Source organism: Rothia mucilaginosa (genome assembly GCF_901875305.1).
GTDB lineage: Bacteria > Actinomycetota > Actinomycetes > Actinomycetales > Micrococcaceae > Rothia.
Genome location: NZ_CABFLY010000008.1, coordinates 38,334 through 58,579 on the forward strand (window position 1 = coordinate 38,334; position 20,246 = coordinate 58,579).

Sequence of the window (20,246 nt, forward strand, 5' to 3'; positions counted from 1 at the left end):
CACCTTGAAGTTAAACCTTTAGTAATTATTTAAGTGGCTGTTATCACATTAACGCCTTGCGTTCACTCATGGGAGTCGGTAGGGTATGGGGATTGTCTGAGAGTTTCCTGGGAATTCCTGCCAGTTTCTCGGGGCGTCATCACGCACTCGCAGACGAATATTTCACTCACGTCCGTGTTTGTTCATACAAACGCACTCACTCAAACAAGCCGACACGAACGGAAGAAAAACATGACCACAACTGCATCCAAAAACCCGGCACAGCGCCCGGCAAACCGCCGCCGTGCCACCATCGCTGCCTCCGCGGCACTGGCCACCGCCATCACCGGCGCCAGCCTGCCAGCCAGCTTCGCGGCGACCGCCTCCACGCACACCCTGCCCAACGGAACCACCTGCGTAGAAGCCGGTATGAAGACCGTGCCGACCCTCGCAACCCTCACCAACGTGGCGCCCGGACCCACCTGTCACTGGAACGAAGACCCGGCCGCCAAAACCATCGATAGACTGGCACCGGTCAACTCCTCCCTGACTCAGGAAAACCTGACTAACACTGAGAACACCTCGCCCCTGAGCGGTAAGCTTGCGCACGACTCCTTCGCTGCGCAGAAGCTCACCGGCACCGAAGCCGTCGCCCCCAACAGTAGCGAGATTAGCCGCACCTTCCTCGAGTACAGTGCGGACGCGGGTAACCACCCCATCACCACCGCCATTAACGCGGGTACCGTCCGCAAGGACCGCTCCCAGACCGTGGGCGGTAACGAGAACATCCCGACCCTCGCCGTGAACTCCGCGAACCCGCACCAGGAGTATGTTGAGGTCGTCTCCCGCGACCAGCGCGTCAACGCTAACCCCGAGAACAAGCGCATCCTGACCGGTGGCGTGCCGATTCCGACCTGGCTGGCTGAAGATCACGGCCTCTCAGGTGACCAGTCCGTCGCCCTGTACGACGAGGCGACCGGCATTTGGCGTTCCTACTTTAAATTCGTCAAGGACGCTGACGCCCAGACCTACACCAGCACCGCCCGCGTGCAGGTCGGCGGCGGCAACGCCTCCACCCCTTCCAGCGCGAAGATTCAGTACGAGACCGTGGGCCGCGGCAACGCCGGCCAGACCGTCACCATCAACGCACCCGTGAGCATCGACGCGAAGTCCGGCAATGCCCGCACCTCGTACCCGATTGCTCGCGGCGCGAAGTTCCGCCTGGCAAAGAACGTACCCGGCGCGTCCATCAACGAGACCACCGGCGAGATTACCTACAAGATTCCCGCGGGTACCCGCGGCACCGTAGATATTCCCGTGGCCGTGGACTACCCGGCGACCTACCACGCCTCTTCGGGCGGTTACATGCTCGCCAAGCCCAACTTCGAGGGCGTGGGCGAGGACAACTACTGGCTGACCCTCAAGAACGGCACCTCCTCCGTGGTGGGTATGGCGAACGAGCTTACCCAGATTGGTGTGGACGAGCTGAAGGCCGGCAAGATCAACCACATGGTCTCCATCACCGCCGCCGACTATTCCTCGCTGACCTCCTCCTTCCCCGCGAAGGGCACCGACGGCAAGATTGACGTGAGCAAGTACCCGAACGCTCCGCGTGCCGGTCAGCGCGGCTTCCTGCCCGCCAGCTTTGACGTGGAGGAGTACCTGGCCAACACCGGCCATGCGGACGACCAGCTCACCCGCATGATCCTGACTGCGATGAAGGAATACGGCTTCATCCTGACGGACCACAACCTCTTCACCAACGCATTCAACCTGGAAGCGGCAAGCTCCTACGCGCCCTACGCCCGCCAGGGTAAGAACGTGTATAAGGAAGACCCGCAGCTGGCGGCAATGTTCGCGAACTTCGTGCCCAGCGGCTTTACGGGCTCCCAGTTCCCGTGGCAGCAGGTGCAGTGGATGCCGGTGAACTACACTGAGTCCGCGGAGAACGCCGCCCGCCGCGAGGGTATGCAGCTTCCTGAAGCGAAGACCGCCACCAATAACACGGCTGATAACGCCGCGCACAAGGACAAGCAGGGTTCCGCAGAGAAAAAGATTGCGCGTCCCGTGACCGCACGTAACCTGCGTCTTCGTCGTGCAACCGTGCGCATCCCGGATGCACCGCGCATCAGCGATGCTGACAGCCAGGCGACCGCGGTGAACCAGGCTTCGGGTGCCGTGAAGTTCAGCTTCCCCGCTGACTCCTACGGCAAGACCGGCGAGGGCTCCGGCGTGATTTACCAGCCGGCGGAGCACCACGCCACCATCTACTCGGGTGAGACCGCTGTGGCGCAGAGCGTGCACCAGAGCCACAAGATTTCCCCGAACTACCGTTACGCCCGTGACTATAACTTCCAGGAAATTGAGCAGACCCCGAACTTCCGTCCCAGCCGCTGGGTGAATAAGGAGAAGGTCAATACGGCTGGCGGTCAGTTCTCCAGCGCGGAGACCGGCATCCGTTTTGCCTCTAACGGCAAGATTGGTACCTTCTCGATTGACCTGAACACCCACGAGGTCACCGGCACCACCTGGGACCTGCGCCGTGATAATGGGTCGAAGATTATCGTGAACCGTACCGGTAAGGCGCCTGCCCGCATGTCCGACGTGAAGGCGAAGAAGGGCGCAACTGCGCAGCTGTACTCGATTCCGCTGAAGGTGCACGTGGTGGATAGGAACAGCCCGATTGCCCGTGAGGATTCTGTCGCCCTGTACGCAGGTACCACCCAGAACGTGGCGGTGTTGAACAATGATGAGGCCTCCTTCGGCGCGTTTAGCCGCGGTGAGACCGTGAAGAAGCTGGAGCTGCTGAACCAGCGTGGCCAGGTTGTCAGCTCCTACAGTGACGAGTACGGCACCTACCGCGTGGTGAACCTGCCCGATGGTACTCAGGGTATTGCAGTGACTGCTAAGTCGAAGCAGGGCTTCGCGCCGCTGGTTCGCTACCGCGCAGTGACCGACAAGGGCGTGAAGTCCTCCGAGGGTTACCTGCAGGTGGCTGTGGCGACTCCCGCTAAGTAGAGGAGTTCGCTGACCGGCCCCTTCTCCTCACCGGAGGAGTAGGTGCGCGGGGCCGCCGTAGCGACCGCGGAACGCACGAGGTACGACCGGAACGGGGCACGTGAAGAAATGCCGACACCGACAAGGTGTTGCTTTCTTGACGTGCCCCGCACCTGTATCTAAGGTGAAAATACTATGACTCAGAGCCACCACGCAGACCGCCACAAAAACTCAGCTGAAGCTAACACCGACCACGCAGACCACTCCGCCCACGTTCACGAGGCGCCCGCCTCCGCACCTCTTTTCGAGGGGAGCGGCCCCAAGGATTGGGAGGAGCAGTTCGGCCCGTCTGTGGCAATCTTCTCGGCGCTCGCGAACCCGCTACGCCTGGCCATTGCACACCACCTGGTGCACCGCCCGCACAGCGTGAGCGAGCTGCACACGTGCCTGGGTATTTCTCAGCCGCTGGCCTCGCATCACCTGCGGATTCTGCGTGAGGCGCACGTGATTGACCGCGAGCAGCATGGCCGCACCACGATTTACCGGCTGAAGGACCATCATATCAGTCACATTGTGACGGACGTTCACGAGCATACGCGTGAGCATCATGCGGACTGATTCGCCCTCAAGCTGAGTGTTTGCTGGGTGCCGTTGTAAGATGGTGTGTGTCCGTGCACCTGTACAGTGCGGAATAGTATGCGCACCCGCGGCGCCCCGAGCGGCACGCGCGCGCCTGAGTTAAGGAGACTTATGTCTGCCGCTGATTCTTCAGCAATTGTTATTAGCGTTTCCGGTGAGGAACGCGAGGTGTCCGCGAAGACTGCCGCCGAGCTGTTCGCCGACGACCCGAAGATCGTTGTGGCACGCGTGAACGGCGTGCTGGTTGATCTCTCCCACGAGCTGTCTGCTGGCGATTCTGTTGAGCCGGTTTTCATTCATGAGCCGGACGGCCTGAACGTGCTGCGCCACTCTGCCGCGCACGTGATGGCGCAGGCGGTGCAGGAGTACCGTAAGGACGCCAAGCTGGGCATTGGCCCGTACATTACTGACGGCTTCTACTTTGACTTTGATGTGGCTGAGCCCTTCACCCCGGAAGATCTGAAGAAGATCGAGAAGTCGATGATGAAGATCATCAAGTCCGGTCAGCTGTTCCGCCGCCGTGTGGTCACCCACGATGAGGCTGTTGCCGAGATGGCGAACGAGCCGTACAAGCTGGAGTTGCTCTCCTTGAGCCAGGGCCCCGGTTCTGGTGCGAATGCTGCCGAGGGCGCATCCGTGGAGGTCGGCGAGGGTGAAATCACCATTTACGACAACGTGCACCCGAAGACCGGCGAGACCGTCTGGAAGGACCTCTGCCGCGGCCCGCACCTGCCGAACACCAAGCTGATTGCTAACGGTTACGCCCTGATGCGTGCCGGTGGCGCGTACTGGCGCGGTTCTGAGAAGAACCCCATGCTACAGCGTATTTACGGTACCGCTTGGCCGAGCAAGGACGAGCTGGTGGCGTACAAGGAGCGCATCGCTGAGGCGGAGCGCCGTGACCACCGCCGTCTGGGCCGTGAGCTGGACCTGTTCTCCTTCCCGAAGAACATTGGCCCCGGCCTGCCGGTGATTCACCCTAAGGGTGGCGTGATTAAGCGCGAGATGGAAGATTACGTGCGTACCCGCCACATTCAGGAGGGTTTCCAGTACGTCAGCACCCCGCACATTTCGAAGGAAGACCTGTTCTACACTTCCGGTCACCTTCCGTACTATGCGGACGGCATGTTCCCGCCTATGGAGCTGGATAACGGCCATTACCGCCTGAAGGCTATGAACTGCCCGATGCACAACGAGATTTACCGTTCTCGTGGCCGTTCGTACCGTGAGTTGCCGCTGCGTTTCTTTGAGTTCGGCACCGTGTACCGTGATGAGAAGTCCGGTGTGTTGCAGGGCCTGACTCGTGTGCGCATGATTACTCAGGATGACTCTCACTCGTATGTGACGAAGGAACAGGCACCGGACGAGGTGCGTCACCTGCTGAAGTTCATGCTGAGCCTGCTTGAGGACTTCGGTATGAATGACTTCTACCTTGAGCTGTCGACCCGCGACACTGAGGGTGATAAGAAGGATAAGTTCATCGGTACTGATGAGCAGTGGGAGGAGGCTACCGCGGTTCTGGAGCAGGTTGCGAAGGAGACCGGTCTGGAGCTTGTTCCGGATCCGGGTGGTGCTGCGTTCTACGGCCCGAAGATTTCGGTTCAGGCGAAGGACGCGATTGGCCGTACCTGGCAGATGTCGACCGTTCAGTACGACTTTAACCAGCCGAGCCGTTTCGGTCTGGAGTACCAGGCTGCGGACGGCACCGTGCAGGAACCGGTCATGATTCACTCGGCGAAGTTCGGCTCGATTGAGCGCTTCTTGGGTGTGCTGACTGAGCACTATGCGGGCGCGTTCCCGGCGTGGTTGTCGCCGGTCCAGGTGATTGGTGTTCCGGTGGCTGAGGCGTTCAACGACTACATGACTGAGATCGCGGATAAGCTGCGTGCGCACGGCGTGCGTGTTGAGGTGGATTACGGTTCGGACCGCTTCACGAAGAAGATCCGTACTGCGTCTACCGAGAAGGTTCCGTTCATTCTGATTGCTGGTGGTGAGGATGCGGAGCACGGCGCTGTTTCGTTCCGTTTCCGCGGTAACAAGCAGGAGAACGGCGTGCCCGTGGATGAGGCTGTGGCACGTATTGTGGAGCATATCCGCAACCGCGTGAACGAAGACCCCAAGCCCAGCACTGAGGCTGCTGAGTAGTACTAGGCTTTCTGGTCTAGCTCATATATAGAAATCACCCTCTTTGCGGCGACAAGCTGCGGAGGGGGTGGTTTCTTTGCGTATTCTAAAAAGAGGAGTGTTCCAGCCTAAAATTTTCACCACGGTCTTATAATTGAAATGACGATTATATTTAAAAAATAATAACGGCAAGGAATTGTTTGGTCTATGTAATTAAATCTAGATATTTAGAAGGTGAAGGTGAAAGTGGAAGTAAATCTGTGGTTGTTTCCTGTTATTTTTATGGTCCACGAGATGGAGGAGATAGTAGGTTTCAGGGTATGGTTTGAAAAAAATCTTGACCTAATAGAAAAATATAGCATCCTTCGAAAATTGTATAGAAACTTCAGTACTGAAGGGTTTGCGGTTGCGGTTCTTGAAGAATACGTGATATGTATTGCGGTGACCTATGTGGCTACAATATGGAAAATGTATCTAGTGTGGATAGGCGTGTTTATCGCATTCTTGATACATTTATTAATTCATATAGCGCAAAGCATCATAGTAAGGAAGTATATTCCGTCGCTAATTTCAAGCATTGTACTTTTTCCGGGTAGTGTTTATTTAGTATATAGTTCCGTTGAATATTTGGGGCTTACTTTTGGAAGTATAGTTGCAGCATCCATTTTGTGTGTAATTTTAATGTTTCTAAATTTGATATTTGTTCACTGGATAATGGGGGTAGTGACTCGTAAAATTGCTGAAAACGCAATGAGAAAGATGTAACATAAGACAATCGCTGGATTCCTCTCAACTTTGGCAATTTTCTCAATAAATCAATATTATGTATATTGCAGATATTTAATATAGCCCTGAAAATGAGGTATCGCTGTTGATTATTGGGGGAGCACGAGCGTATGAAGTCGAATAAGTATGTTCCTGTTGGGATGCTGTTCTTGATCCTGGCAATTATCTTGAACGCAGTGTCAAATGTCAGCGACCTGCTGCTTGGAATTCTCTACGGCATCTCAATAGCAGTATTGATTATTGGACTATTTAATAGTCGAAAATAGGTGCTGTAACTGACAAAGGGACCCGGCGGGCTATCCATCAGATAGCCCGCCGGGTCTTCTCATACACAGCAGGCAGGGATTAGCTCTGAGAACCCTCAAGGTTCTGCAGGAATGCACCCAGCGAAATGTTCGGATCAGACTCCAAAACCCAATCCGCATTACCGTTCGAAGAGCCGCCTAGAACAAAACGGGAAGCCGCCGACTGGCTTGTAAACTCAATCGGCTTCACAATCTTCAAACCCTCAAGATGACCGGCGGTAGCCTGCTCGTTGCGGGTGACCTCCAAGGACTCCAAATCCTTCAGATAGCGGGCCTCAGCCTTCTTCGGCGCACGCACCGGCAGAACCTCACCCTCAAAAACCTCGACGTTCACGCGTGCCCCAAGGTTACCCACGATTCGCGCACGAGCGGGAACCGCCAGATTCTTTCGCTTGATACGGAACACCGCATCGACAAAAGCCGGATGAGATTCCGGGCGAGAGTCATCGGAAAATGGGGTTGTACCAACAGAAGTCTCGGTAGGTTGGTTCTGCTGTGTGTTCTGTGTTATTTCCGGCTGCGAACTAGCAACGGTGGGAGCAATATTCTCCGAGGTAACGGGTTCAAACATATAGTGTCCGCTTGCGCGAAGCATCAGAAGAACCTCATGGACTAAGGGGCTGAGAATGGCCTTCTTGACCTTCGCAATATTTCCCGAGAATGGGATATTGCCGTTCTCCAATGCATAGCGATTGGCCTTCTGAGCCTGACGGCAGAACGCACTTTCCAGGTAGTTCAGTTCCGTCGCCTCCCAAGAATTATCGGTAGGCGCAATTAGATACGCAGTATCCCAAAAGTCCTTCTGACGGTCGTGCTCACGAATGCGACCCATGAGCCCATTACCGTTCACTCGTTTTGCTGCCTGACCAATATAGATACGCGGATTATCAGTCGAAGAATTCGTGAGGAAATAGATACCTGAGAACTGCAGCTCATCCTCATCCTTATACTTATCCAGCAAAGTGCGCGGAAGCTTATCAATTGTAATGTTGCGGTTATACAGCTGATAGGTGATGCGCTCGTTAACATCGCCCTTCCAGAGGGTCGTATGTAGCTGAACCGTGGTGTGAACGGTAGACACGGTGCTCCTTTGCCGTCGCTGTGAATAAATATTTAAAAGGTGCCCTAAAGACGCTTCTGATTATTAATCATACTGGGCTAGTGGAGGAACGCTATGCGCTCTAAGCCATTAAAGAAGGACCCGGTGGACTATCACATAAGATAGCCCGCCGGGTCCCTTCTTTATGCCGCTATGCGCTCAGCCTTTAAACGGGTGGTGCGTTCCAGCAGCTGCAGCACGTTCCGGTAGCTGTGGCCGGTGCGAGCTGACTGCAGTTGACCGTGGCCAGCTAAGCTAGCGAACTGGCACCGAGCCTATATATAGACCCCCCTGCGGCGACAGGCTGCGGAGGGAGTGGTTTCTTTGTGTGCCTTTGGGGAGGCACAGGTGGGGGAGTCTTTCCTAGTCCGGGCGGGTGTCTTCGTGCTAGTGTAAGCGATGGTGCTAACGTTCGTTACCGTTCAGAGGTGCCGGTAATTGTTCGAATTAGATAAGGATGTCTGAATGCATTGAACAACTTAAAGGGGGGTAATAGTCGATTTAGCATATCTTCCTATCAAATGAGTCTTTTATAAAAGTTAATTTCAATGTTTTATTCAGTACAATTCCTTTTCTAGTTCATTTAGGAAGGTGATTAAAAATTGATGGCGACTTTCTGCCATTTGTTTGGCAGTCTCCGTGTTCATTTCATCTTTTAAGAGGAGCAACTTGTCATGGAAATGTTGAATGGTATCAGTAAGGGGCCTCCCTTTGTGGCCACCATAGGAAAAAGTTCGCGCAATTCCTACAGCTCCTATCGCATCCAGGCGGTCTGCATCCTGGACAATCTTGCCTTCTATGGTTTCTGGATGTTTACCGCGATTTTTGCTGAAAGAAACAGCATTGATAACCTGGCAAATCTGGTTGATTTGGTTTTGAGGAATACAAATCTCTTCTAGAAACGTGCGAGCATTCGCATTATTCTCTGTTTGAAATAATTTATCATCATCAGCATCGTGAAGAAGAGCTGACAAGCCCACTATCTCCATATCACATGGACCTTCTGCTTGTGCGATTCTTATAGCATTGGTATAGACGCGAAGGGTGTGTTCTACATCATGGCCATCCGCTCGATCAGCAAATAAAGTTTTAACATACTGCTTTGTAGCATGTATTCGTTCTTCTATCATCGTTCTTCTCCTTTGTATATCTTACTTCAGTCAATCTCATGATAGACTTTGCCTGCCTTATCTAGATCGTAATATTGATAGAACTCTTCTTTTGTCTGTGTGGTATGGACTTGACCATCCTTTTCTGTCGGGTTAAAACTTTGAAAGTCGGTTAACTACACTCAATTTTCGCATAGTCATCCGAAAAAGACTCGAATAAATAGTTGATTTAACTGCATAATAACATTAAGTATTAATATTATTATAGGCTATTGGTATCAATACATTAAAGTTTGGTTTATTTAGTCAGCCTTTTCCCAAAAGAGCGCAAATTGTATTGCCAAGTCTGCGATTCTGTCCTTACTATCTAAGTCCGAATGACTAGATAAGGTTCTGATATCCCATTTTTCTTCCGAGAGGTGGTCCGCCGCGTAGAAGAAATGGCAGAGTTCAAAGCTCCTAAAAGCTGCTAATGCCGCCACGGCAGAACACTCCATATCAACGCAGATTGCTCCTGATTCCTTTCGACGCTTCATCTTGCCTATGGTTTCCCGATAGGGAGCATCGGTCGTCCAAACTTTTCCTTTTTGATATGAAACATTGTGACTATCCAGAAAAGATTGGAAGAGAGGAAGGACTCCCTTGTTCACTTCCACTTCATCACTTGCCGGAAGATAGTGGTAACTAGTCCCCTCGTCTCGAAGGGCAGATGTTGGAATAATGATGGAGGTTGCTTCAATATCTTGGTCTAAAACCCCACAAGTTCCAAAGAGAACGAGTTTTTCCATCCCAAATTGAATCATATCCTCTATAATTCCCACACAGGAAGCCGCCCCAACTGGCGCATTAAAGACAGCAATCTGTTGGTCTCCAATAGTAATCCCATAGACAATGACTTCAAAGTTAGCCATAGATGTTCTTGTAATTTCGTCATGTTCGTAATTCTCAAGTAGGCGCGCAAAAGTTACTCTTGAAAAGCACGATATGACTACTTTGGGAAATCCTTCAATTGGTTTGTGTAAGTCTTGTGGATTAATAATAGCCTGTCGGTTGGGGTCAAATTCTTCTAAAATCATCTCGTACACCTCTTTCATTTAAATTATAGTTTAATATTGTACCACAATTAGATTCTAGATATCTTTTTAAACCTTACAAAACAGACAAAATCTAACCCGGTGGACTATCACATAAGATAGCCCGCCGGGTCCTCCTTATGAATTCATGGCCCAAAGGTAGCTTGCACTGTTTTCCACAGGTCGTCTTTTTCTCGCTTTCGAGGGTAGTTTTCCACAGATTGCCGAACGTGGCGCACATGCTCCTCAAAATCACGGTAGGGTTCATATACCCACGTGAAGGAGCGACACCATGGCGAAAAAGAAACACCTCATATCCGGCGAGAAATTCTACTGTCGGTGCCCCAGTTGCAGCGAAACCTGGGATTACCCTCCCGTTATCTCATACCTCGATGATGAGAACACCCTCCGCATAACAGACCGCCACACAACCTGTACCGCTACCGACCCGGCTCGAGATATGGCGTACAACTTCAGCATTGCCCTATCTTGCCGTAACGAAGAGGCACAGGAGCAGTACTGGCAGGTGATTCGTGGCTGTTCCTCCCACCGGAACTTCCACTACCACCGCTACAAGTACCGCAGCGACCGCTCTATAGTCGAAGAGAACCGACCCCTGAATAGTATTATGGAAAGCAACGCCGCTTACGAAGAAGCAACAGTCTTTATCGTAGAAGGCGCATTTGAAAGGATTGAAGAATGGCAAGCATTGAAGTGATGAAAGAACGAGCTCGCATCGCGGGACGCTTCAACCTGTCTGCCCGCCGCAATCCAGAACACCGCGCACTCGTAGCCCTAGCGGCTCAACGTGCCGGAGGAGAATGCCACGTCATCCCCGCAGCCCCGGCTGAGAAAGTCGCTGACGTCTTCCGCCGCTCCCGCAACGTCGCCGGAGAATCAGCCGTCATCATCGTCACCGAAATCAACGGAACGCTCTACGCCCAAATCATCCAAGCCGAACGCGTACGAAACCTCGGACAAGACTCACGAGGCGTAACAACCGTCGCGAGCGCATCCGGCGTTACCCAGCCAGAAACCGCACACGAAGACCTGACAATCGGCACCTTCTTGCAGTACGCACAGATGATCCCGAACGGCTCAGTTGTCCTAGAAAGCGACCTGAGCCCGGTGCAGGCAGTTGCACAGAACGCGCTAGGAACCCACCTGGTCACTGCCTAAAGACAGCCTAGAAGGCAACAAGCATAAAAGGACCCGGCGGCTATCCCATCTGATAGCCCGCCGGGTCCCTTCTTTATACCGCTGCTATGCGCTCAACCCGTTAGCGGGTGGTGCGTTCCAGTAGCTGCAGCACGTTCTGGTAGGTGTGGCCGGTTGCCTCGGTCATACCCTGCTCACAGGTACGGTTAGCCGAAATGTATGCGGCAAACTCCTTCTGCTCGCTCAGCTCAGAAGCCTCAGCCTCCGTAGCGCTCGCAGTCAGCTCCGGGTGCAACATACCGCGGTCACCCGCGTAACCACAGCAACCCCAGTGCTTCGGCACATACACGTCGTCACTCATCGCGTTCGCAATCTTCTCAAACGCAGGCTGAGTGCCCAGGTGAGTCATGGAGCAGGTCGGGTGCAGAGCAACAGACGGCAGGGGAGCGGACACGGTCAGCTTGTCCAGCATGTTATCGGCGGCGAACTGAACCGCATCATACATGCGCAGACGCGAGAAGTCCGGCTCACCCGGCTTCAGGCCGTTCACGATCTTGTGCTCGAGCGCCTTGAGTACCTTCTCACGCATCACCTCAAGACCCTCAGTACAGGACGAAGCGTCACACACGACCGGCAGGCGGCCACCGTCAGTAGCCTCCCACAGGGACTTCAGCACACGGTCGCTCATGATCGAGTAGCCGTCGGTGAAGCCCTTCGACTTCCACGGGGTGGAGCAGCACATCTCACCAATGTTGTCCGGGATGCGGTACTTCACGCCGGTACGCTCGCACAGGCGGATGAACGCCTGAGTTGCGTTAATCGGGTCGTGCTTGCCGTCGCCGTCCACACCGCCGAACATGGAGTTCACGCAAGCGGGGAAGAACACAATCTCAGCGTTAGCGTCCTTATGCGGCTTACGTGCCACACCGCCAACCGGCAGGTCCTTCTTGTAGGAGGGAACCATATCGTCGCCCATGATCTTACGGGCGATGCTGGTGGTACCGTGAACCACCGGGAACGGCAGCTTCTTAGCCACAGTCAGGGACTTACCGGCCATCTTGTCCATGAAGCCCCACTGCTGTGCGGCAACCTTCCAACCGGTAGCGGCCAGCTTGTTCTGGTTCTCAGAACGCAGGCGGCGAATCAGGTCACCGGTGTTAATGTTCACGGGGCAGCGGGTCTGGCACATGCCGTCCACAGCACAGGTCTCAATACCGTAGTACTCGTACTCCTTACGCAGGCGCTCAGCGAGCTCGTGGTCGCCATTCGCCTCAGCGGCAGCAATTTCACGGCGCAGCACGATGCGCTTACGCGGGGTCAAAGTCAGGTTACGGGAGGGGCAGACCGGCTCACAGTAGCCGCACTCCACACAGCGGTCGACTTCTTCCTCAACGGTCTCGGCAACCTTCAGGTCGGTCACGTAGTCGGTGTCCGGCTCAACCAGCAGAACGCCCGGGTTCATGATGCCCTTCGGGTCGATGAGGCGCTTAATCTGGCGCATAACGTCGAAGAGTTCCTCACCGAACTGGCGGCTCACGAACGGAGCCATGATACGGCCGGTACCGTGCTCAGCCTTCAGCGAGCCCTCGTTGCCCAGAATCAGCTGAACCATTTCTTCAGTGAAGTCGCGGTAGCGGTCCAGTCGCTTCGGGTCGCGGAACTGCTCGTTCAGCATGAAGTGGATGTTACCGTCCTTCGCGTGACCGAAGATCACGGAATCCTGGTAGCCGTGCGACTCGAACAGCTTGGTCAGGTCGCTACAGGTGTTACCCAGAACCTCGACGGGCACAACCACGTCTTCCAGCAGTGCGTTAGTGCCGGAGCGGCGGTTACCCGCAACGGTGGTGTACAGGCCACGGCGGGCAGCCCACAGTGCGTTACGCTCAGACAGCTTGCTGGTCATCGACACCGGCGAAGCCACGGGCAGGCTCTTAAACATGGGTGCCGCAGCGGCAGCCAGGTCGTTCAGCTCCTGCTCGGAGTTGCCCTGGAACTCAACCAGCAGAGCGGCGTGATCCTTCACGTCGATGGCGGCGAGCGCCTCCGCAGCCTGACCGGTACGCTGGCCCACACGAATACTGGTGGCGTCCATCAGCTCAACGGTTGCGAGCTTGTTAGCAACCAGTTCAGGCACGGAACGTGCAGCATCAATCAGGTTGTTGAACACCAGCAGGCCGGTGGAAATGTTCTTCAGAATCGGGCGGGTGCGGTAGGTTGCCGAAGCAACGAAACCGAGGGTACCCTCCGAACCAATCAGCAGGTGCTGCAGAATGTCCACGGGGGTCTCAAAGTCGACCAGGGAGTTCAGGCCGTAACCCATGGTGTTCTTCATGGAGTACTGCTGGCGAATCTTCGCCATAGACTCGGGGTTCTCGGTGACGCGCTTACGCAGACGTAGCAGGCCCTCGTGAAGTTCAGGTTCGAGGGAGCGTAGCTTCTGGTCGGCGTCCGGTTCTGCGGTGTCAATAATGGTGCCGCTGGGCAGCACGAACACCATGGAGTCCAGGGTGTTGTACGTGTTGTAGGCGGTACCCGAAGACATACCGGAGGAGTTGTTAGCGACCACGCCACCGATGGTGCAGGCCGACCAGGAGGCAGGGTCCGGGCCGAGCTTGTAGCCGTAGGGGGCCAGGTAGTTGTTAACCATCATGATGGTCGCGCCGGGCTGCACACGAACCTTCTTACCGTCCTCAAGAACTTCGATCTTCTTGAAGTAGCGGCGGGTGTCGACCATCAGGCCGTCACCGCTGGCCTGACCGGACAGGGAGGTACCGCCGGAACGGAAGGTCAGGGGCAGGCCGAGTTCGCCTGCTGCGCGGAAGATGTTTGCAACATCTTCGGCGGAATCGGGGCGGACCAGACCGGCGGGCACGAGCAGGTAGTGGGATGCGTCGTGTGCAATAGCCAGGCGTTCGAGTTCGGAGACGCTGGATTCGACGGCTTCTGCGCGTGCATCGGAAAGTAGACGATTGAGGGTGTCCGCGTAGGGGGACTTGAGTGCTTCAGATGTATTTGACACAACGGTCATAATCTTGAGCTTCCTTACAGATGAAGGGATGTAATGCTGTCTCTTCCAGTATCGTCTTTTGAACGCCGTCTTTTCTGGTTAGCTCCGGCTAAGTTTGACGACTATTCGTCGCTATGTGATCGCTAATTGTGTGCAGTGGTGACGGGGGATTTTCCTGCGTATTTATTGATATCTCGGGGCTTCATCAGTCTATCCGGGGAGGGTGTCTCTATCCTTGGCCCGCTGATCTGAGATTTTCTTAGACACCCCCATCACATGCTGTAACATTTTGGTTGAAAGCGGCCCCCGCCTCACGCTGTTGCGATTGTGTCGCGGTCGAAGGGTCGATAGCTCGTCAAACGCAGCTTTCGATATTTCCAGATTCCTCAGTTTTCCTTCGCTACGCGCGGGAGCTCAGCGTCGTGAGGGTCCAGCGGGCCGATGCATCCGAAGTCACCACACCGCACAGCAACGGCGACTTATCCGCCGCACGCACCCCCAAATCATCCAAGAAAACACGACCGCCGGAAGGCACGGTCAGCTCCTGGCGCGTGGCCCCCGCACAGTACACCCGAATCGGTGCGCCCGAACGGTTCTCCACAGCGGCAGAACTCGAACGGTTCGTCGTGTCGTCAACAAAACCTCGCGTGCCCTGCTGAACAATATCGCCCGACGACAGCGTCTGGCTCACGAGCGCCAGACCCTCCGGAGCAGTCAGCTCACCAGAGGAATCAACGCCCATCGAACGCACCGACACCACCCACTGCGCATCATCGGCCAGATTCGAGGTGGAAGCCGTCACTCGCGTCGCGCTCAATGACACGTCAGACGAAGCGCCCGCGCTCGCGGAGGCGGAAGGGGAAGCGGTGTTGCGAACCCACACGCCACCCATTTCACCCGATTCACCCGCCGGGAACTCCACCGAGGTCCCAGCCTCATCACGCAGAGAAACACGCATGGGGGCCGTCGGCTCGCCGCGCCGCTCAAACTCAATATAGGAATACGAGCCGGTACCCGCGGGTCCCTCGAACACGGCCTCCTCAACAGGGCCTCGACCTGAGAATAGACGGTAGCCCTCACGCTCCTCATTCACCGGGGCCACCCCGCGGCTGACCGCAAGCGAACCATCAACACTGGCCGAAGCCGAAGCGGAAGAATCCGCATTCTGCGTAGCACACCCGCTCAGAGGCACCACCAGAGCCGCAGCCAGGGAAAGCACCAGCGCAACGCCGCGGGTCCGCACACGCACAGCACCCCTATGCAGGCCGGATGCGGGAAGACCCGACGGGGCCGCGGGAACAGTAGAGGAGAGGAAGCGTGAAGGGGTCATGGAACACTCCGGTGTGGACTCATGGATGGAAGATATCGGTGGTGCGCACCCGCATTTGCAGCTGATGCACGCACCACACATTGTGCCAGCTCCAGTGCATACGGTGCAACGAAGCATGGATGCGGCAGAACCCACAGAATCACACGATGCCCCGACCGAGGCGCCAGGATGCCCACAAGGCGCAGAGTATTATGTCTCCTATGGATAGGACGGCACAGCATCAATTACAGACCCCCGCGGACGGCGACGGTGACGCATACAATCCCGCGCAGGATGAAGACTACGAAGAAGTAGTCGAAGAATACGCCACCAGCGACGAGCCGGATGGCACGCACCGCGAGAGCCACCGCATCACCCGCACAAGCCACCGCCCGCGCACGCAGGGTATTCCCGTCGTGCCCCGGTCCACGCTCGGCATCGGGTCCGCTGAATCTTCTGCTGAAACCCATGCCGAAACCTATACCGAAACCGCCCGCGAGGTGCGCGAACCCGGAACACAGACGACCACCATCCGCACGGTCACCCGCACCGTCACGGACCCACCGCGTCGCGCCCCGCGCACCCGCTTCTTCCGTAGACTCAGCAAGTACCGCGGCGAGAAGAACCTGGCGGCGTGGGAGGAGCGCACCTCCAAGCCCATGTTCGTGGCGTCACTACTGTATCTCCTGGCTTTTGCTGCGCCCATTGTGAGTACGCGAATCCGGGAACCGTACGACGCTCACCTTAATTTCCTGCAGCTGATTCTGTGGGCCCTCTTCGCTGCCGACTACTGCATTCGCCTGTATCTGGCGCCACGTCGACTCTACTTCATCACGCACAACCTCATGAATCTGGCGATTGTGCTGCTGCCCGCCTGGCGTATTGTCAGCTTCCTGGCCATGATTCACCTGACCACCAACCGCCAGTACAAGAGGCTGTCCGAGCTGGGAGTAAAGCTCTTCGGCTACACCGCAATCTTCATTATCATGTTCGCCCTAGGGATTTATTCGGTGGAGTCCTCCGCCCCGGGTGCTATGATTCGTGACCTGCCCACCGCCTACTGGTGGACGTTCACGACCCTCGCCACGGTCGGCTACGGTGACGTCTACCCGGTCACCGGCATCGGTAGGGCGATTGCCGTGGTCGTCATGCTGTACGGGGTGGGCTTGGTCGCGGTCGCTACCGGTGCGCTCGCGAGCTGGATTATCGAGAAAATTGGGGGAGTGGAGGAGCAGGAACACCCCGCCACCAAGGCTGATGTGGATGACCTCCGCCTGGAGATTGCGGAGCTTCGGGCGTTGCTGGCCCGCCAGTACGCTCGCCGCGAGGGCCTGTCCGGCCCGACTCAGGAGGCAACGGGTAGGGACGGTACCCGCCTGATGCCCGAGGCAACGGATGCGCCCGGCACCGGCCGGGCCGGTAGCTGGCTTGAAGAACAGGCTGAGGGTAATCGGCAGGAGGTCGCTGGTTGGGCTAGCCCGAGTGCCGAGGCTGGCCGCGGTACCGGCAGTGAGGTGGCGGTACGTGAGGAAGCGCCCGAGCAGGAGCCTGTGGCTCTGCTGGAGGAAACCCGCCAGACCTTCACGATTATTCGTGAGAAGTTCTCATTCCGTTCCCGCAAGTAGTCTTGGGAAGTTTTGCTTCGAGGCCCGGGGGAGCGTGTATATGCACCCGTCAAAACATATCAAGGCGCCTCGAACGCACTTAACCCAACAGTAACCAACATTCAATCTACGCTGGAGCAAACCCTCTTGGCGATGATGAGTAACCCTGGGTTCACCCCGAGAGCTTATTTCACAAATACATTCTCGAATAACCCAATTGTGAGGAAATTATCACTTAAAATGCCTAGTAGGTATACACAATAAAACGCCACTGCGGATACACTATCTACGTGCTGGCGTACGAAGACACCCTGTAGCTCGCATGCTACGGGGTGTTGCTTTATATTCGTTTCGTTCCAGCATGCACTCACAACTCTCACTCAAACACTCAACAGGAGCAACCTGTGGCTTCTAAGACCACTCTGGGCGTGCTGGTTCTGACCGGTGCGCTCACTCTGGGCATGTGCGCCTCCGCTACGGCTGGCGCTTCTAGCTCGTCGAACGGCACCTCTCTGACCGCTCGAACGGTCACTGTCGATGACGCATCGTTTGCCTCCGCGCGTGCCACCCCGGCCAGCACGGAAACCTCGGAAATCCAGATTATTTCTGAGGTTCCCTCCTCCAGCTCTGAAACCTACGTTCCGCGCGATGACGCATCACAGACGGAGAGCACGTGGCTACAGCTCGGTGACACCGAGAACTACGTGGACGCCGTGGTGCGCGGTAATAAAATCACCGTAACCTACCACCTCAACTACGAAGAGACGGCCACGGTCATCTGGGTTGGTACTTTCGAGTCCGGTCAGGGCGACTACAGCTGGACCTCGGTGGGTGACCGTCGAACGATGGACCGCAACCCGATGGCAGCTTCGGAGTCTGAAAAGGAATTTACGGTGCGCGACGGCATGCTGACCTTCTCGTTCACCTTCCGCGGTGAGACCCGCACGGTGCAGCTGATGAAGTTCGAGGGCTAGGGCCCGCAGTGTTGAGGGGCGCCGGTTTCGTTCTGGTGGACGGACCGGGCGCCCCTTTCTATTCCTATCGCGGGGCTCTCAGCCGGTCCGCACTGCCGACCCGTGGACGCCCCTGGTGGGAACGTGAAAACGCTATAGAATGGGACTATGAGCGAGAACACGACCCCCGAGACCACCGCACCCTCGGTGCAGGATTCCTTCGAGCTACCCGGCGCACCCGACCAGTTCCAGCGCCTGTGGACCCCGCACCGCACCGCCTACGTGAGCGGTGGGCAGAAGGACTACACCGAGAAGACCTGCCCCTTCTGCACCGCGCCCAGCCGCAGTGATGAGGAGTCGCTGATTGTGCACCGCGGTGAGCATGCCTTCGTGATTCTCAACCTCTACCCGTACAACCCCGGGCACCTGCTGATTTGCCCGTACCGCCACATTCCGTTCTATGACGATGCGACCGAGGCGGAAACCCTGGAGATTGCGCAGCTGACCCAGCTTGCCATGAAGGTTCTGCGCGAGGTTTCGCACAACGACGGCTTCAATATTGGCATGAACCAGGGCAAGGTGGGCGGCGCGGGAATTGCCGACCACCTGCACCAGCACATTCTGCCGCGGTGGAGCGGCGATACCAATTTCCTGCCGATTATTGCCCAGACCAAAACCATGTCGCGCACCCTGGACGACATGCGTTCGGCGCTCGCAGAGGGTTTCGCCCGCCTGAGCTAGGTCGGCCCGTACTTCTTATCTCTCGGGCTCGCGACGCTTTTGAGAGCGTTCTTTCGCGGCGCCCCGCCGGGCCGGCTCTTTGCTGCTCTGCGGCACTCCTCGGGCCACTCAAACCGCTAGAGTTGATAGTCATGGATTACCCCAATCTGCTTGAGAACGCCTTCCGTGAGAACGCCCTCGACGGTGCCGAGGCTTACTCCGCCGAACCCGCCGCCCGCGTCGGCGGTGAAACCGCTCCGCGCGCCCTCGTGTGGCGGCAGCTGCGCTGGGTGGACCGCCGCCCCGTTCTCGAGCTAGAGGCTGTCGAGGCCGGAACGGGCCAACCCGGACCGAACGGTTCCGGTTCTGCGGGTACTGAACTGTCCGTGCGCCCTGCGGGCCGTCGCCTCCGGGTGCCGCTAACCCCCGGGGCCTACCTGAGCCTGCGCGTGGCCCTTGACGCATCCGGCGCGCCGTACCGCTTCTGCTCCGGCTACACGACCGGCTCAACCGACCCCCGCGCCCCCAGAACCCGCCGTCACCCGTGCCCCGAGGCCGCCCGCATCGACCGCGGCCAGCAGTGTCCCCGATGCGCCGCCCGCGACGAATTCACCGCCCTACACAGCGCGCACCTGTACCCCGGAACGCTCACCGACTCCATGCGCGCCTACGCCATGCTGGAGCACCGCCTCTACATCGCCACGTTCCCAGACGGTACCCACAAGGTCGGCACGAGCTCTTTGACCTCAACCCCGCGACGCCTCGACGAGCAGGCCGTCGCCACGGCCACCTACGTTGCGCTTGCCCCGGACGGGCTGATCATCCGCCGTGCCGAGGACGCCGTGACCGCCCTCGCCGGAATCGGCCAGGTCAAGCAGGTGGCGAGCAAGTACCGCGCCTGGACGCATCCGCTCCTGGGTGCTCAGCTCCGCGCCACCCACGAGGATGCGGTGGCCCGCGCCCACGCCGCCCTCACCGAGTTCCTGGCGGGGGAGCCCGACCTGCAGCTATCCGCTCTGGACGAGCCATGGGTTCCCTCCCCGGCGATGAACCGCCCGTACGCGGCCCTGCGCGCGCACAATCCGGAACCGCTCGCACCGTGCTATTCGACGCTGGACGGTAGCACGGCCGGGTTCTTCTGCACGGGAGCGGCGGGACAGTTTGTGAGCGCCCACGTGGGCGATCCCGACGTCGCGTTCCTCGTCAACACCGCCGAGTGGCGCAACCTGCTGGTCGTTCCCGACCGGGGATTCACGCGGGTGAGGGTACAGAGCTCGCTCTTCTAAAGCCGCCCGCCCGGCACGGTTCACGCTCGCCGCGGCCCGTTTTGGCCTGAGCGAACGCCTCCGCCGCACCCTTCAGCGGCGCCGTGCGCGTGTACTAG

General features: G+C 57.1%; 15 protein-coding genes. 10 read left to right on the top strand and 5 right to left on the bottom strand.

What is annotated here, in order from left to right:
* The first annotated feature begins 231 nt into the window (after positions 1 to 231).
* The 4 genes from JX292_RS08810 (at position 232) to JX292_RS08825 (ending at position 6,504) form a co-directional block, all read left to right on the top strand.
* A complete protein-coding gene (locus tag JX292_RS08810) occupies positions 232 to 2,997 on the top strand; it encodes a Rib/alpha-like domain-containing protein (protein WP_204863441.1) in 2,766 nt (921 codons plus the stop codon).
* Positions 2,998 to 3,171: 174 nt separating this feature from the next.
* A complete protein-coding gene (locus JX292_RS08815) occupies positions 3,172 to 3,594 on the top strand; it encodes an ArsR/SmtB family transcription factor (RefSeq protein ID WP_204863442.1) in 423 nt (140 codons plus the stop codon).
* A 132-nt stretch (positions 3,595 to 3,726) separates the two neighbouring features.
* On the top strand, positions 3,727 to 5,760 hold the full coding sequence (thrS, locus tag JX292_RS08820) for a threonine--tRNA ligase (protein WP_204863443.1): 2,034 nt from the start codon (positions 3,727 to 3,729) through the stop codon (positions 5,758 to 5,760).
* A gap of 225 nt (positions 5,761 to 5,985) precedes the next feature.
* The gene (locus JX292_RS08825; protein WP_204863444.1) at positions 5,986 to 6,504 is read left to right on the top strand and encodes an HXXEE domain-containing protein; all 519 of its coding nucleotides are present in this window, start codon (positions 5,986 to 5,988) and stop codon (positions 6,502 to 6,504) included.
* Between the two features lie 366 nt (positions 6,505 to 6,870).
* Here JX292_RS08825 and JX292_RS08830 read toward each other — a convergent pair whose 3' ends face one another.
* The 3 genes from JX292_RS08830 to JX292_RS08840 all read right to left on the bottom strand — a co-directional run bounded on the left by JX292_RS08830 (position 6,871) and on the right by JX292_RS08840 (position 10,114).
* Complete coding sequence (locus JX292_RS08830) at positions 6,871 to 7,911, bottom strand: GIY-YIG nuclease family protein (protein WP_204863445.1); 1,041 nt, start codon at positions 7,909 to 7,911, stop codon at positions 6,871 to 6,873.
* Positions 7,912 to 8,486: 575 nt separating this feature from the next.
* On the bottom strand, positions 8,487 to 9,059 hold the full coding sequence (locus JX292_RS08835) for an HD domain-containing protein (RefSeq protein WP_204863446.1): 573 nt from the start codon (positions 9,057 to 9,059) through the stop codon (positions 8,487 to 8,489).
* A gap of 281 nt (positions 9,060 to 9,340) precedes the next feature.
* Positions 9,341 to 10,114, bottom strand: a complete 774-nt coding sequence (locus JX292_RS08840; protein ID WP_204863447.1) for a nucleoside phosphorylase — start codon at positions 10,112 to 10,114, stop codon at positions 9,341 to 9,343.
* 289 nt (positions 10,115 to 10,403) lie between these two features.
* Between JX292_RS08840 and JX292_RS08845 the strand changes: the two genes are divergently transcribed.
* The gene (locus tag JX292_RS08845) at positions 10,404 to 10,829 is read left to right on the top strand and encodes a hypothetical protein (protein ID WP_204863448.1); all 426 of its coding nucleotides are present in this window, start codon (positions 10,404 to 10,406) and stop codon (positions 10,827 to 10,829) included.
* Positions 10,811 to 11,290 carry a hypothetical protein gene (locus JX292_RS09075; protein WP_239653710.1) on the top strand — a complete coding sequence of 160 codons (480 nt, stop codon included), beginning with the start codon at positions 10,811 to 10,813 and terminating at the stop codon, positions 11,288 to 11,290. The genes JX292_RS08845 and JX292_RS09075 overlap by 19 nt, the downstream gene beginning before the upstream one ends.
* A 100-nt stretch (positions 11,291 to 11,390) precedes the next feature.
* On the opposite strand, the gene JX292_RS08855 is transcribed toward JX292_RS09075, so the two are convergent.
* Together JX292_RS08855 and JX292_RS08860 are read right to left on the bottom strand one after the other, a co-directional pair.
* The gene (locus JX292_RS08855) at positions 11,391 to 14,297 is read right to left on the bottom strand and encodes an FAD-binding and (Fe-S)-binding domain-containing protein (protein ID WP_204863449.1); all 2,907 of its coding nucleotides are present in this window, start codon (positions 14,295 to 14,297) and stop codon (positions 11,391 to 11,393) included.
* Between the two features lie 379 nt (positions 14,298 to 14,676).
* A complete protein-coding gene (locus tag JX292_RS08860) occupies positions 14,677 to 15,606 on the bottom strand; it encodes a hypothetical protein (protein WP_204863450.1) in 930 nt (309 codons plus the stop codon).
* Positions 15,607 to 15,797: 191 nt separating this feature from the next.
* Between JX292_RS08860 and JX292_RS08865 the strand changes: the two genes are divergently transcribed.
* The 4 genes from JX292_RS08865 (at position 15,798) to JX292_RS08880 (ending at position 20,148) form a co-directional block, all read left to right on the top strand.
* Positions 15,798 to 17,210: a potassium channel family protein gene (locus JX292_RS08865; RefSeq protein WP_239653711.1), complete on the top strand. Its 1,413-nt coding sequence runs from the start codon at positions 15,798 to 15,800 to the stop codon at positions 17,208 to 17,210.
* A 383-nt stretch (positions 17,211 to 17,593) separates the two neighbouring features.
* Positions 17,594 to 18,163, top strand: a complete 570-nt coding sequence (locus JX292_RS08870) for a hypothetical protein (protein WP_204863451.1) — start codon at positions 17,594 to 17,596, stop codon at positions 18,161 to 18,163.
* A gap of 147 nt (positions 18,164 to 18,310) precedes the next feature.
* On the top strand, positions 18,311 to 18,883 hold the full coding sequence (locus JX292_RS08875) for an HIT family protein (RefSeq protein WP_204863452.1): 573 nt from the start codon (positions 18,311 to 18,313) through the stop codon (positions 18,881 to 18,883).
* A gap of 131 nt (positions 18,884 to 19,014) precedes the next feature.
* Positions 19,015 to 20,148: a hypothetical protein gene (locus JX292_RS08880; RefSeq protein WP_204863453.1), complete on the top strand. Its 1,134-nt coding sequence runs from the start codon at positions 19,015 to 19,017 to the stop codon at positions 20,146 to 20,148.
* Positions 20,149 to 20,246: the final 98 nt, after the last annotated feature.